The 14,824-nt window shown below is 72.9% G+C and carries 10 protein-coding genes; 6 read left to right on the top strand and 4 right to left on the bottom strand.

The annotated features are described in order from the left end of the window. Positions 1-358: 358 nt before the first annotated feature. The gene (locus G448_RS0108155; protein WP_390882947.1) at positions 359-1,207 is read left to right on the top strand and encodes a glycosyltransferase; all 849 of its coding nucleotides are present in this window, start codon (positions 359-361) and stop codon (positions 1,205-1,207) included. A 256-nt stretch (positions 1,208-1,463) separates the two neighbouring features. On the opposite strand, the gene G448_RS15730 is transcribed toward G448_RS0108155, so the two are convergent. Next, positions 1,464-4,154: a hypothetical protein gene (locus G448_RS15730; protein ID WP_156910971.1), complete on the bottom strand. Its 2,691-nt coding sequence runs from the start codon at positions 4,152-4,154 to the stop codon at positions 1,464-1,466. Positions 4,155-4,211: 57 nt separating this feature from the next. Then, the gene (locus G448_RS0108145) at positions 4,212-5,108 is read right to left on the bottom strand and encodes a fructosamine kinase family protein (protein WP_026407592.1); all 897 of its coding nucleotides are present in this window, start codon (positions 5,106-5,108) and stop codon (positions 4,212-4,214) included. Between the two features lie 163 nt (positions 5,109-5,271). Here G448_RS0108145 and pheA point away from each other — a divergent pair, with 163 nt between their 5' ends. Further along, positions 5,272-6,228 carry a prephenate dehydratase gene (gene pheA, locus G448_RS0108140; RefSeq protein WP_026407591.1) on the top strand — a complete coding sequence of 319 codons (957 nt, stop codon included), beginning with the start codon at positions 5,272-5,274 and terminating at the stop codon, positions 6,226-6,228. 918 nt (positions 6,229-7,146) lie between these two features. On the opposite strand, the gene G448_RS0108135 is transcribed toward pheA, so the two are convergent. Then, on the bottom strand, positions 7,147-8,169 hold the full coding sequence (locus G448_RS0108135; RefSeq protein WP_026407590.1) for a diacylglycerol/lipid kinase family protein: 1,023 nt from the start codon (positions 8,167-8,169) through the stop codon (positions 7,147-7,149). A gap of 93 nt (positions 8,170-8,262) precedes the next feature. Beyond that, positions 8,263-9,192, bottom strand: coding sequence for a hydrogen peroxide-inducible genes activator (locus G448_RS0108130; RefSeq protein WP_026407589.1), 930 nt, complete (start codon positions 9,190-9,192; stop codon positions 8,263-8,265). Between the two features lie 286 nt (positions 9,193-9,478). Between G448_RS0108130 and G448_RS15725 the strand changes: the two genes are divergently transcribed. The 4 genes from G448_RS15725 to serS all read left to right on the top strand — a co-directional run bounded on the left by G448_RS15725 (position 9,479) and on the right by serS (position 14,824). Continuing rightward, entirely contained in the window at positions 9,479-10,381 is a 903-nt protein-coding gene (locus tag G448_RS15725; RefSeq protein WP_245572252.1) for a helix-turn-helix transcriptional regulator, read from the top strand. Further along, the gene (locus G448_RS0108120; RefSeq protein ID WP_026407588.1) at positions 10,378-11,598 is read left to right on the top strand and encodes a MalY/PatB family protein; all 1,221 of its coding nucleotides are present in this window, start codon (positions 10,378-10,380) and stop codon (positions 11,596-11,598) included. Before G448_RS15725 ends, G448_RS0108120 begins: the two co-directional genes overlap by 4 nt. Before the next feature lie 301 nt (positions 11,599-11,899). Further along, the gene (gene nhaC / locus G448_RS0108115) at positions 11,900-13,402 is read left to right on the top strand and encodes a Na+/H+ antiporter NhaC (RefSeq protein ID WP_026407587.1); all 1,503 of its coding nucleotides are present in this window, start codon (positions 11,900-11,902) and stop codon (positions 13,400-13,402) included. Positions 13,403-13,552: 150 nt separating this feature from the next. Next, positions 13,553-14,824 carry a serine--tRNA ligase gene (gene serS, locus G448_RS0108110; protein ID WP_026407586.1) on the top strand — a complete coding sequence of 424 codons (1,272 nt, stop codon included), beginning with the start codon at positions 13,553-13,555 and terminating at the stop codon, positions 14,822-14,824.

Raw genomic sequence — 14,824 nt, 5'->3', positions numbered from 1 at the left:
TCAAAACCACGAACGGGGGATAATCGAACGACTCGTCAGTTTCTGCAACCGTTTCATCGGTAAGTTTTGGGAACGAGGTCCCGTCCGGCCTCCGGCGTCGACGTCCGGCGACCCCGCGCGGTCCTCGTGCGCGCCCGCCCGCCCGCGGCCTCCTGCGGGCCTCGTGCCGGCCCGCGATCCGCCGGTCTTCCGCTCTCCGTGGGTATTTCCGCGGGGTCCGCCGCCTGCCGCGCCGCACGCGCGGCGCGTTGCGATCCCGCTCCCGGACACCGGGTGGCGTCCCGTCCTCGCGGGCCGGGCGGCACGCGTGAGCCGACCGAAACAATGACAATCGTCCTCCTGTGGCTACCCTGGTCCCGTGAGTCCGACGCCATCGCACGAGCTGCAGCCCGACCAGCGCTCCGAGCAACGGGCGGCGGTTATCATCCCCGCCAGGGATGAGGCGGACCGCATATCGGCCACGGTGCGCGCCTGCCGGTCCATTCCCCGCGTCGATCTCGTCGTCGTCGTCGATGACGGCTCCACCGACGGCACCCAGGACCACGCCCGCGCCGCCGGGGCGGTGACCGTCCGGCACTCCGTCGGTCGCGGCAAGGCCTCCGCCCTGGAGACCGGCGTCAGCGTGGTGGGGATGCGCGACTACGAGGACGGTCCCGCTCGCCTGCTGCTCTTCATCGATGCCGACCTGGGCGACTCCGCCGCCGCCTGCGCCGAGCTCGTCTCCCCCGTCGTCGACGGCGTCGCCGACATGGCCATCGCCGTTCCGCCCAAGCAGGCCGGGGCCGGGGGGCGCGGTCGTGTCGTGCGACTCGCGCGCTCCGCCATCGCGGTCGCCACCGGCTGGGCGCCCGTCGCGCCGCTGTCGGGGCAGCGCTGCCTGACGCGGCGGGCCTACGAGGCGGCGGCGCCGCTGGCCGAGGGCTGGGGGGTCGAGGCGGGCCTGAGCATCGACGTGCTCGTCGCCGGGATGACCGTCATCGAGGTCCCCTGCAACATCACCCATCGCGTGACCGGCAACGACAGCGCCGGTCGCCTGCACCGCGCCTCCCAGTACAAGGATGTCCTGCGGGCGGTGACCGGGCGCCGCCTGCGCCGCCATCGGGTGCCCGCCAAGGCCGTGGACAAGAGGGCCGTGCGCGAGCAGTCGCCATTCCTCGCCTACCAGGCCTGGGACGGCCCGGCCGGGTCGGCGGACTCGTCCTCCTGATCCCCCGGTCGGCCCGAGCCCGGTTCCGCGCCGAGATCGGTCGGGTTCCGGCTCGAGATCGGTTCAGTTCCGCAGCGAGATCGGTCCGGCGGCGGCGCGCCCGGTCGCCGGGGCTGCGAGTCGGGCATGTCCGCACGAGGATGGCATTCCTGCGCGAGTCCGACGACGCCGCCGCCCGACTCGCGCAGAAAAGCCCGACTCGATGAGCAGGTGGCCGGCCGACGGCGCGCTGCGGCGACTTGGGGGACTGGATGGACTAGGGGGCCCGGGAGGAGACGACGATCCTGGAGGTCAGGATCGCGATGAGCGCCGGAACGGCGACCGCGGCCGAGAAGCAGAGCATGGTCAGCCCCGAGTCGTTGACGAGCACCTCGACGACGACCAGGACCGTCAGTGCCCTCCCCAGCGGGCCCAGCCACTCCGGCAGCATCCCGGGCCGCGCGAGCCACGCGTAGGGCCCCCGCCCCTGCCGGGCCCCGCGCACCGCGCGACCCGCCCACCACGTGGCGAGCGCCGTACTGCCCGCCCCGACGACGAGCGCCGCCGTCGCGAGTCGACTGGTGGTGAAGGGCTCGACGAGCGCCGTCGCCTTGCGCGTGATGGTCGCCCCCGCGTCGCCCATGAGCATCTGGTTGATGAAGCGCCCCAGGTGCGTCCTCGAACCGCCGCTCAGGAAGTCGCTCAGCCCGAGCAGGAGCACGAGGCCCACGGCGACCGCCCCGACGGCGACCCAGTGCTGCCACCTCAGCCGCGCGCCGGCCAGCCCGGCCCCCAGCGCCACCAGGGCAGGCACCAGGGTGAGGGCCCCGCCGACGTCGGCTCCGGTCTCGGGGGCGGCGTCCAGGAGCAGCGCCACGAGCCCGGGCGCGGCCACGAGTCCCACGGCCAGGGCTCTTCGCCGCTCGCGGTACCCGGACCGCGCCGCCACCGGAGGGCCGCCCCAGGCGGCGATGGCCACCAGGAGCGCGGCGGCGGCCAGGGCGAAGCCCGTGTTGGACATGCCGTAGAAGCGTCCGGCCACGACGGCGTTCATCCCCAGCGGTCCGTTGAAGGCCAGGGGCGCCGTCCCCAGCGCGGCGTCGACGAGGATCACCGTCGCCGTGAGGACCACCAGCACCTGCGCCAGAATCAGCACCGTGGAGCCCCCCGGTGCGGAGGAGCCGAGGGCCTCGGCGTCGGTGCGCCGGCGCGCCTCCCCGGAGCCCCCCGGTGCAAAGGAGCCGGCTCGGGCGACGACGCGGCCGGTCGGGTCTGATGCGGAGCCCCCCGGTGCGGAGTCGGGCTTCGCGCCCGCGACGCCGGGTCTCGCGAGCAGGTGGTGGATCGCCTGCGGTCGCCGTCGCCCCACGACCGCCAGCACCGCCCGCCCCAGCCCCGCGGCCACGACGACGAGAGCCGCTGCGAGGGCGATCGCGGTGCCGAGCGCCACTGCTGCGGCGCTCTCGGCCCGCCACCAGGGCGTCGTGTTGGTGAACCAGATTCCAAGAGGCAGTGCGATCACCGGGCAGGCGGCCCCGGCCACGACTCGCAGGCGCCTCCGCGAGGGCGGTGCCACCCCGATGGCCGGTAGGGCGGCTCCCGCGGTCGGTCGGGGTGAGCCGTCCGGCGCGCCCCGCGGGCCGACCGGGGCGGTCCACGGGCCGTTCGGCGCGCCCCGCGGAGCGCGCAGCGCCCAACCCGTGACGAGCGCCAGGACCAGGGCCGTGCCGACGAGCGTCAGACCCATCGGCACGGTCGTGCGCTGGGAGGCGCGGGCGTGAAGAGCGTCGTCGGCCAGCGCCCGTGCGCGTGAGGTCCCCCGCGAGAGGGAACCGGCCCCGAGCGGGGCGGCCCCGGCGATCCTGTCGACCGCGTTGCCGGGCACCATCTCCAGCGGCCGCGACCAGAATGAGCCGGGCGTGAGACCGGAGGCGGCCAGGACGAGTGTCGGGGTGAGGTCGGTGAGCTGGATCAGACCGGGCTGGTGCGTGGAGGTGCCGACCACGAATCCGTTGCGCGTTCCCATCGGGGAGGTCGTGCCCTCGGGCAGGATCGCCATCTGGGGGCCCGGGTCCGCGGCGTCGGCGACCGAGGCGACGACCACGCGGGTGCCGGGAGGGGCGTCGGCGAGTGATTCCAGGGCGGCGGCCAGCGCGAGGATCCGGTCGGCGTCGGACGGGGCGGCGCCGGGGTCCGCGGGCTGCGGGACGGTGTCGGCGACGATCAGGTCGGGAGGATCGTCCTGGGCCAGGAGTTCGGTCGGGGAGTCTCCGACGATCGGGCTCGTGCCCCCGTTCGTCAGCGCCAGAACGCCGCCGCGGCCGATCGCCACCGGCGTCCAGGTGCGGAGGACCCCGGTGAGCGAACCGGCCTGCGACTGTCCACCGGGGGTCGCTCCCGCGGCCTCCGCCCAGTCGGCCGGCCAGCGGCATTCGGCGCTCCCGTCGCCCGCGCGCTCGGCGGCGCGCAGGCGCGACCCCGCTCCGAGCGTCAGCCAGCCGTCCGCCGGGCACGTGCCGTCCCCGACGGTGCGGGTGACCAGATCGACCGGTTCCCCGCCGCCCGCATAGGTGAGGATGGTCCTGGCCGCGGCGGCGAGGGGGGCGTCGTCGGAGTCGGCGGCGGCCAGCAGATCGGCCCAGGTGAGGTCCACGGTTCCCAGGACGACGACGGACGGGCGCCCGTCGTCGGGTGCGGCGGGTTGGTCCGGCGCAGCGGGCTGGTCCGCCATCGCCTCCGGTGCTGCCGACGCCGCGGGCACGACCGATGCTGCCAGCGCGGACGATGCTGATGATGCTGGCGATGCGATCGAGGCGGCCGGCCCCGCCATCCCCTCGGCGGCGCGCGCCGGGGAGGCGAGGGCCGTGCCCACCATGGTGGCGATCAGTCCGATGACCAGGGCCAGGACGAGGATGTAGACGACCGCGCGCACGAAGCGCTGCTGCCGATTCCTCCGGGGCGTGCTCATGGCGGCAGAGTACGTGGGCCGGAGTCGGGGAGGGCAGGCGGGGTCCCTCGTGCGCCATCACGTGTAGCGGCCGGCCACGGAGGCGGTCGCGGCGCCGTACGAGCCGCCGAAGAGGAAGGCGTGGATGATGAGCATGTGGAGCTGGTGCAGACCGACGCGCTCGCGCCACCCGTCCGCCAGGGGCGAGACCTCGTCGTAGCCGGCGATGATCCGCTCCAGGTGGCGCTGTCCGAACACGCCCAGAGCCGCCAGGTCCGTCTCCGCGTGCGCGCCCTGGGCGAGCGGGTCGATGAGGACGCCGACGACGTCGGGGACGCCGCCGCGTCCCCGACCCGCTCGGGGCGGTGCCCAGTCGATGGTCCGCTCGGGCACCCACATGACGTTGCCGGTCCACAGGTCGCCGTGGGTGCGGGCCACCGCGACGCGGTCCCCGCGCTCGCGGGCGGCCCGCCGCACGAGCGCGGGCTGATCGGCGTCGAAGTCGCCGTCTCGCAGACGTTCGCAGACTCTCTCGATCACGGATGCGTGCCGGCTCGTCAACGACCCCCGATCGAGGCAGGGCTCCAGGTAGGGGACCAGGCGGTCGTCGGCGAAGAACTCCCCCCACCGCCGGGGCGCGACTCCGTCGGGCTCTCTCTCGCAGGGGCGGATGCGCTCATTCGATCGCCCCATCTGCGTACGGCCGTCCCAGCCGGGCGGAGCCGCTCCGAAGACCGGGGCGCCCGCGGCGTGCGTCACGGCGAGCGCACGTCCGAAGGCCTCCGCGGCGGACGCGGTCACGGTGCCGGCGGCGAGGCGGGGTTCGTCGATCCACCCCGGTCCGGCCGTCACCGGGACCACGTGGGCGCCGCCGTCGGCCATGGGCTCGGCCAACCACGTCAGGCCGAGCGCCTCGAGTCCGGTGGCTCCGGGAAGATCGTCGTGCTTGCGGATGGTGGGACCGGCGCTGCTCACCCGACCAGCCTATGCGCCCGTCCCGCGCTCCGTCCCGTGCGCGCTCCCGGGCGCACCGGAACTCGCCGATCGGCGGCGTCGAGCCGAACGCCACCGGCGCGCTCCCGGGCTCGCCGTCGCTCAGCAGGCTCCGGAATCAACCATCTGGCTAGGCTTGGGTTTCATGAGTCCCGCCCCCACCTGGTCCTTCCTCGGGCCCGCCGGAACCTTCTGCGAGATGGCGCTGCGGCAGGTCGCGCCCGACGACGTCGTCCTCGACTCCTGTCAGGACGTCCCCACCGCTCTGGACCGGGTGCGCGAACGCGCGGCCGAGGCCGCCGTCGTCCCCATCGAGAACTCGGTGGAGGGAGGCGTCAACGCGACTCTCGACAATCTCGTGACGGGCTCTCCGCTCGTCATCGCCGCCGAGGCGGCCGTACCGGTCACCTTCGTCCTGGCCGGACGCCCCGGCACGGCGCTCGACGCCGTCCGCACCATCTCCACCCACCCCCACGCCTGGGCGCAGTGCCGCGGCTGGATCCACCAGCACCTGCCCGAGGCGACCTACGTCGCCGGCACCTCCACGTCCGCTCCCGCGCGCGCCCTGGCGCGAGTCGACGGCGCGACGGCCCCGGAGGACCTGGAGTACCAGGCGGTCCTGTGCAATCCGTTGGCGGCCCAGCAGTACGGCTTGGATGTGCTGGCCGGGGGCGTTGCCGACAATCCCGACGCCGTCACCCGCTTCGTCAAGGTCTCGCGGCCCGGGCGGGTCGGCGAGCCCACCGGTGCGGACAAGACCACGCTGCTCGTCCAGCTGCCCCACGACCGCTCGGGCGCTCTTCTGAGCATGCTCGAGCAGTTCAGCGCTCGCGGCGTCAACCTCACCCGCATCGAGTCCCGGCCGGTGGGGGACTCACTCGGCCGCTACCGCTTCTCCATCGACGCCGAGGGGCACATTCGGGAGGAGCGACTTCAGGCGGCCTTCATAGGTCTGCATCGCACGTGTCCGGTGGTGCGCTTCCTGGGCTCGTATCCGCGGCTGGACGCCCGTCCCGTGGTGGTGCCCGCCGGGACGAGCGACAAGGACTTCGTCGTCGCCCGCTCCTGGGTGGCGGACGTCCTCGCAGGACGGACCCTCTGAGCGGCGGTGCGTCCTTATTCCTCGTGGCGTTCTTGGTGCTGAGGGCGGTGTCGTTGTCCGGGGGTGCGGAGGGGCGCCGTGGGGCCCTGCTCGTCGACCGGGATTCACTGGGAGCGCTCCCACGGTGCCCGAGCCACCAGTGGGCCGTCTCATTCCCCCGCCCGGGGAGTCCCGGCCGATCCTGATCCGGCTCATGACGCCGCGCTGACGCTGAGCCGGTGACGCGCCGGTGACGCGCCGGTGACGCGCCGGGGCGGGCCATGAGCGCGATGCGCGCATGGAGGTCCTGGTCGCGTGGGTGCTGGGATTCCAACTGGGACGCGACCATCGTCGCCGTGAAGGGCCCTCTGGGCGCGCGCGAGTGCTGGCCCGCCCTCCGCATCCGCGACCGCCTGGAGCGAGGCGGGTGGCCCCGGTCGTCCACGGAGCGCCCCCATCCGCATCCGCGACGGAGACCTTGGGCGCGCAGTCGTACCCGGATACGCGCGGTCGTACAGTGCGTTACGCGGTCGTACCTCATACCGCGCGGTCGTACGTTGGAAGGGCTCTAAGGTACGACCTCGCGAGTTTGGGTACGACCCGGCGTCGGAAGGTACGACCGCGTGGCGTTGCGTACGACCGCGCGAGGGCCGCAGAGCCCCGGTCTCCGGCGATGTTCTCCGGCGACCCGCACCCCGCGGGCGGCGACCGGGCAGCATCATGACGATGAGTCACTGCTCGTCCGTACCCGACGGGTGACCGGATCGACACCGCCCGCCCGTCGTCGTCCGGAGAGCTGAAGGACGCGCGCGGGCTCGAGATGGGGACGGTATGCCCGCCCGTTGCAAGGGGATGGCATGCCATCCCATTACGTAGGAGTCGTGAGCCCCGCCCGGGCCGATCCTCTCAACCGCTCGCCCGCTTGCGGTGCCGGCCTGATCAGGCCGGGCGCCGCACGAGAATCGCGCCGGCGTCCAGCCGCGCTCGCAGAGCACGAGTGGGTGCGAGCAGCTCGCCGTCGACCTGGACGAGCGCCGGCTGCGCGAGCCGGACGATGACCTCGAGACCGCGGCGCAGCGTCACCCTCCCCAGTGCGCGGGCGGGATCGGAGTAGGTGGCCGCGAAGGGCGGCAGGACCTGGCGCGCCAGGGAGCTCCATCCCGCGACCCCGCCGATCGTGTCGATCACCGCGACGTCCAGCACGCCGTCATCCATGCGCGCCTCGCGCAGCAGCGTGACGCCCGCGGGCAGGCGGCCGCCGTTGGCCACCAGCACGGTGCGTCCGCGCAGGCGCTCGACTCGTTCGCCACCATCCGTCTCGCGCACTCGCGCGACCAGGTCCATATGGGGAGAGCCGAGATTGGTGACCGCGGCCACCGCGTAGGCGCCCCACCGTATCCTCGCCTTGAGCTCGGGGCTCGTGGAGGCGACCAGCCCCGCGTCGAACCCGATCCCCGTCACCACCATGCAGGCGTGCTCGTCGCCCAGGGTGGGCTCGGACCAGCCCCCCGGTGGTGCGGAGGCCGGGACGTCGGCGGGCTCGGTGCTCACCCACACCAGGTCCGCGCGCCGGGCGGTGCCGTGCGCCGCCACCTTGAGCGCCGCGTCGAGGCGGCCAACCGGCAGCCCGAGGTTGCGGGCGGCGAGGTTGGCCGTGCCCAGGGGCAGGATCGCCATGTCGACGCCGGTGCGGGCCGTGCCCGCGGCGACGGCCCGCACCGTCCCGTCCCCGCCGGCCGCGATGACGAGGCCGGCTCCGGAGGCGACGGCGAGACGGGCCTGCATGACGCCGGGCTCGGCGGGCGTGGTCTCCAGCCAGACCGGACCGGCGTAGCCGGCGTCGCGCAGTGCGGCGGTGGCGCGGCGTCTGACGGCGCCTGTCGCCGAGGGCTTGGACGGGTTGACGACGACGCAGGCCAGGGGGCGCGGGCGCGTCCCCGTCCGATGCCGGCGCATGGTCATGCCCCAAGCGTACGGGCGTCGTCGGTCTCGAGGAGGTCGTCGACGGTCGCTCGTCGGGCTCCGCCTCCCCCCCCTCGGCCCTCCTCGGTCCTGTCAGTCCTCCAGGGGCAGCAGGGGCAGGTCCGCGTCGGCCGCCAGCCGGGTGAGGACCTTCGCGAGCTGCATGAAGTCCTCGCCGCGGGAGGAGGAGGTGCGGTGGACGATGCCGATCCGGCGAACCGGCCCGCGCCCCGCGAAGCGCGCCACGGCGTAGTCCTCGTTGCCGAGCATGCGCAGCGCCCCCTCGGGGATGACGGTGATGCCCGCGCCGTGGGTGACCATGCGCACCACTGTCGACAGGGTCGTGGCCACCGCGGTCGGAGGGTGGGAGCTGTAGCGCTGGCACAGGGCCAGCGTCTGGTCGCGCAGGCAGTTGCCCTCGTCAAGGAGCAGCAGCCTCTGGTCCTCGAGCTCGGCGGTGGTCAGGTCGTCGCGCCCGGCCCAGGGGTGATCCCGGGGGACCAGGACGACGAGCGGCTCGTCGAACATGGGCACGGCCGCGATGCGATGGAGATCGACGTCGATGGCGATGATGGCCGCGTCGAGGCGGCCCTGGGCCAGCATGTCGAGGATGTCGCCGGTGACCATCTCGCGCAGCTCGGGGTGCAGGTCGGGCAGTTCGGCGGGAAGGCCGTCGAGGACCACCGGGGCCATGTAGGGGGCGAGGGTCGGGATTATTCCCAGGCGCATCGACCCGGTCAGGGCGGCGCCCCGGCTGGTGACGGCGTCGTTGAAGGACTCGGCGGCCAGAACGGCCTCCCGGGCGTAGGGGAGCAGGGTCTCGCCCAGCGGGGTGACGAGGACGCGACGGGTGGTGCGCTCGACCAGCTCCCCGCCGACGCGCCTCTCCAGGGCGGTGATCGCCTGGGACAGGCTCGGCTGGCTCACGCCGAGGGTGGTGGCCGCCTCGCCGAAGTGCTGGTGGTCGCACAACGACACGAAGGCCCTGAGCTGGGAGAAGGAGGGCAGGGGGGAAGTGGGCATGAGTGCGTCCTGAAGGTGTCGGGTGGTCGGGCTCGCGACAGGCGGGGGCCCACTCGCTGGGTAACACTACGGTATCCCCAATTAATCCGAATAGTTTCACAAGCGGTCTCGCGGCGGGGCGACGGGCCGGACCACGGTCCCGGGACGCCGACCGTCCCAGAGCTGTGCGATGGCGTGTTGAAGGCTTCAAACGGGAGTTGACGTCGCCAGTGCCTCTCTATATTGTTGATCCCAACAACAAAACGGTGAAGGCTTCCCATGGAAGCCATGAAGCAAGATATGGAGCGTGAAACGCCCAATGAAGAGCGATTCCACACGCGGTCGTCCCAAAACCGTCGGGCGGCCTGATGCTGCCGGCGGGAGGGATGTCTTCGCCGCGCTCGAGCAGCTCGTCGGCCCCCTTGAGCGATCGCTGCCCGGATCCGCGGAGGTCGTCCTCCACGATCTCGCGGCTCTCCCCGACTCGATCATCGCCATCGAGGGCGACATCACCGGGCGCCGTCCCGGCGACCCGGCCACGGACCGTCTCCTCGAGGCGGCCGCCGGCGGCGACCTCAGGACTCGCATCGGTTATCGCACGACCTCCCCGACCGGCCGCAGCCTCCTGTCGACGACGATCATCATCCGCGATGCCGAGGACCGGCCCGTCGCCGCCCTCTGCATCAACCGCGATGTGACGGACTGGACGATCATCGGCGACGCCGCGCGCTCCATCCTCGGGTGCGAGGAGCTCCTCGCACCCGACGGCGCCGGGCGCGGGACCGCCGGTGATGACGCCGACGGGCGGGGTCGGCGGGACGGCGAGGGGACGACCCGCGTCGCGGATGGCGAGGAAGGGGAGGCCTTCGCCCGCGACGTCGACGAGCTCGCCGCCGTCCTCCTCCAGCAGGCCGTCGAGGAGCAGGACGTGCCCGTGTCCCTCATGCGCAAGGCGCACAAGGTGGACGCCGTCCGCTCCCTGAAGCGCCGCGGCTTCTTCATGCTGCGCGATGCCGTCGAGATGGCCGCCCGGGCCCTCGGCGTCACCCGCTTCACCATCTACAACTACCTCAACGAGATCGAGGAGATCAACGGGAGCGGCGAGAGCGCGGCCCGGGAGGGCGGGCGGGGCTCGGCCCCGGCGGCGTCAGGCCCCCCGACGCGCTCATCTCGCTCGGCCTCGGTCTGCCCGACGGGGGTTGCCTCATGAGCGCCGTCACGACGTCGGCGGCCTTCGCCGAGCACCTCGACCGCCGGGGCACCCACAGCGCGAAGTGGGACCTCCTCGCCGCCCGCCTCGGCCCCGGAGCCGTCAGCATGTCGGTCGCCGACATGGAGTTCCGCACCGCCCCGTGCGTCATCGACGCCGTCGCCGCCGCCGCGCGGCACGGGACCTACGGGTACACGGAGGTCTTCGACGACTTCCGGGGTGCGGCCGTCTCCTGGCAGCGGGAGCGGCACGGCTGGGACCCCGCGCCCGCGTGCGTCCGCTTCTTCCCTCGAGTCGTTCAGTGCGTGAGCGCTCTGCTCAACATCGTCCTGCCCGACCGCGGCACCGCCCGGCCCGTCGTCGTCTCCCTCGATCCCGCCTACGGGCCGCTCCTCGAGGTCGCCGAACGGTCCGGCGCCGAGATCCGTCGCGTCCCCCTCCTGACCGACGCCCTCCCCGCGCGCATCGACGTCCCCGCGCTGGAGCGCGCCCTCGACGGCGCCGACCTGCTCCTCCTGTGCAACCCGCACAATCCCACCGGTCGCATCTGGACGACCGAGGAGCTGGGCGCCGTCGCCGACGCCGCGCTGTCCTCCGGGGCCCTCGTCCTCTCCGACGACATCCACGCCGACTTCGAGCGCCCGGGCCGCACCCGCTACGTCCCGATCGCCGTGGCCGCCCCCGCCCTGTGGGGATCGGGGCGCCTCATCCAGTGCGCCTCGCCCGGGAAGACCTTCACGATCGCGGGATTGGAGGCCACCGCCGTTCTCGTCCCGGGGGGCCTCGGAGATGAGCTCGAGGCCGCCAAGCGCCGCATGGGCCTTCACAACCCCTCCTACTTCGCGATCCCCGCGGCCATCGCCGCGTGGACCCGCGGGGCCTCATGGGTCGACGGCCTCCTGTCCGTCATCGACGCCAACATCGCCGAGACCGTGAGGATCGTCCGCGCGGAGCTGCCTCGCGCCCGCGTCACGGATCCCGATGGCACCTACCTCGTCTGGATCGATGCGCGCCCCTACCTGCGCGACGGCGCCGACCTCGACCGTGCGATGCGGGCCTGCCGTGTCGCGGTGAGCCCCGGCGAGGACTTCGGGGACCGCTACGCGGGCTGGTTCCGCATCAACACGGCGCTCCCGAGGGACGAGCTCGTCGAGGCGGTCCCGCGCCTGTGCCGAGCCATCCGGGCCGGCGGGGCCGACGTCGCCCCCCACCCCTGAGCGTCTCGGGCGGCGCTCCGGAGGAGCCCTCGCACCGGGATGCCGCCCGTCCCACGCAGCGCGTGCGGCCGTCCCCGGCCTCCTCCCGGACCCCGGTGACCGCACGACGAGCTGCGCGGCCACGCCCGCCCGTCGCCGATCTCCGCCCGGACCCCGGGCCCCGAGTCCCGGTCGACGGCGCCCGACGAGTCGCGACCCTCCCCGTTCGTTCCCGACGATCGGGGAACAACCGGGAAGAACAACCCGGAAACGACCACAACCCGGAAAACAAGCCGGAAACAACCCAGAAAGGTATCCCTTCATGTCCGAATCCCGCGTCAAGGACGATGCCGGTCCTCAGAGTCCTCAGGACGACCGGGCGGAAGAGGCCCGTGTCCACCGGACCCCGAGCGTCTGGATCGCCGCGATCCCCGTCCTGACCCTCATCGCCCTCCTGGGCGGCGGCTACATCGCCGCGGAGCTGCCCGTCGAGCCGCTCCTCATCGCCTCCGCGGTCGTCGCGGGCCTCGTCGCCCGGTACCTCGGCTACGGGTGGAACGAGATCATCTCCTCGATCGCCGAGAAGATCGCCAAGACCATGCCGGCGATCCTCATCCTCATCTGCGTCGGCCTCCTCATCGGCACCTGGATGGCCGGCGGAACCATTCCCATGCTCATCTACTTCGGGCTGAAGATCATCAGCCCGAAGTTCCTCGCCCTCATCGCGCTCGTCGTCACGGCGATCGTCTCCCTGTGCACCGGCACCTCCTGGGGCTCGGCCGGCACGGTCGGCGTCGCCTTCATGGGCGTGGCGATGGGCGTGGACGCGAACCTGCCGATGGTCGCGGGAGCGGTCGTCGCCGGCGCCTACTTCGGCGACAAGCTCTCGCCGCTCTCGGACACGACGAACATCGCCTCGGTCGCCACCGGGGTGAACCTCTTCACGCACATCCGGCACCTCATGTGGACGACCGTCCCCGCCTTCCTCACCTCGGCGGTCGTCTACACGGTTCTCGGCCTCCGGTCCCACGGCGGCGCCGTCCCCGAGAAGGTGGGCGCCATCCTCGGCGACCTCGACGCCGCCTTCAACTGGAACATCCTGCTGCTGCTCCCGGTCGTCATCGTCCTGGGCGGATCCATGTGGAAGAAGCCGACGATCCCCGTCATGCTCGTCTCCGCCGCCTGCGCCATGGTCAACGCCGTCGTCTTCGAGCACGTGAGCTTCAAGAACGCCATCGTCGCCGGGGTCGACGGCTTCGACGTCACGATGGTCGGCAAGGCGGGCTTCGACCCCTCCGGCGTCATCGAGGATGTCAGTCGCCTCCTCAACCGCGGAGGCATGAACTCGATGATGGGCGTCCTGCTCATCTGCTTCTGCGCGATCAGCTTCGCCGGCGTCGTGTCGGTCTCGGGCTCGCTCGACGTCCTCATCTCCCGGGTCCTCGAACCCGTCCGCTCGACCTTCGGCCTCATCCTCGCCACGATCGTCACCGGCCTGGCGACGATCGGCATCACCTCCAACGGTCAGGTCTCCCTCCTCATCCCCGGCGAGATGCTCCGCGACGAGTACGTCCGCCGGGGCCTGCACCCGAAGAACCTCTCCCGGACGATCGAGGACGCCGCGACCGTGTGGGAGCCGATCCTCCCGTGGACCTCCGCGGGCGCCTACATGGCCGGGACCCTCGGCGTCGCGACGCTCAGCTACATGCCGTGGGCCGTCTCCAACTGGATCGCCATCTTCTTCGCGATGCTCTGGGGCGCGACCGGTATCGGGATCGCGCGCCTCTCCTCGCAGGAGCGGGACGAGATGCTCGCCGACGGCTGACACGCGCACTCGCCGAGTAGTGGGCAGCGCGGGGCGGGCCCCGGTCGAAGACCGGGGCCCGCCCCGTCGTGAGCCGGTGCGCCCCGGGGCGTCTCGGCGAATGGGCGGGCGGGTCCGCGCGCGGCGCGGCCCCTCGCTAGACTCGCCCCCATGATCGACCTGCGCGCGCTCCGCGACAGCCCCGAGCCCTACCGCGCCAGCCAACGAGCCCGTGGCGCCGACGTCGCCCTCGTCGACCGCATCATCGAGGCCGACGAGGCCCGCCGCACGCTCCTCCAGAGTTTCGAGTCCCTGCGCGCCGAGCAGAAGACCGTCTCCCGGTCCGTGGGAAAGGCCTCGCCGGAGGAGCGCCCGGCGATCCTCGCCAGCGCCAAGGAACTGGCCGAGCAGGTCAAGGCCGCCGAGGCCGCCTCCTCGGCGGCGGCCGCCGAGCTCGACGCCCTGGCCCGCCAGCTCGCCAACCTCATCGAGGGGGCGCCGTCGGGCGGCGAGGAGGACTACGTCGTCCTGCGCCACGAGGGCGGCGAGCCCCGAGACTTCACCGCCGAGGGCTTCGAGCCCGCCGATCACCTGGCGATCGGCGAGGGCCTGGACATCATCGATACCCGCCGCGGCGCCAAGGTCTCGGGCGCCCGCTTCTACTACCTCAAGGGCTGGGGCATGCGTCTGGAGCTGGCCCTCATGACGGCGGCCCTGGACGCCGCCGTCGCCCACGGCTTCACCCCGATGACCACCCCCACCCTCGTGACCCCGCAGGTCATGGGCGGCACCGGGTTCCTGGGCGCCCACAGCGACGAGATCTACTACCTGCCCGCCGACGACCTCTACCTCACCGGCACCTCCGAGGTGGCCCTGGCCGGCTACCACGCCGACGAGATCCTCGACCTCACCGCCGGGCCCAGGCGCTACATGGGATGGTCCACCTGCTACCGGCGCGAGGCCGGCGCCGCCGGCAAGGACACCCGCGGCATCATCCGCGTCCACCAGTTCAACAAGGCCGAGATGTTCTCCTACTGCCGCCCCGAGGACGCCGAGGCCGAGCACGCCCGGCTCCTGGCCATGGAGGAGGAGATGCTGGCCCTGGTCGAGCTGCCCTACCGCGTCATCGACACCGCGGCCGGGGACCTGGGCTCCTCGGCCGCTCGCAAGTTCGACTGCGAGGCCTGGCTGCCCTCCCAGAACCGCTGGATGGAGGTCACCTCCACCTCCAACTGCACCACCTACCAGGCCCGCCGCCTGAGCATCCGCGAGCGGCGCGACGGACGCACCTCACCGGTGGCCACCCTCAACGGGACGCTCGCGACCACCCGCTGGATGGTCGCCATCCTGGAGAATCATCAGCGGCCGGACGGCGCCGTCGTCGTCCCCGAGGGACTGCGCCCCTACCTGGGAGGCCTCGAGGTCATTGAACCCATCGTCTGA

This window comes from Actinomyces gerencseriae DSM 6844 (genome assembly GCF_000429265.1).
Classification (GTDB): Bacteria; Actinomycetota; Actinomycetes; order Actinomycetales; family Actinomycetaceae; genus Actinomyces; species Actinomyces gerencseriae.
The sequence above is the reverse complement of the archived record's forward strand: the minus strand, read 5'-3'. Positions and strand labels throughout refer to the sequence as shown.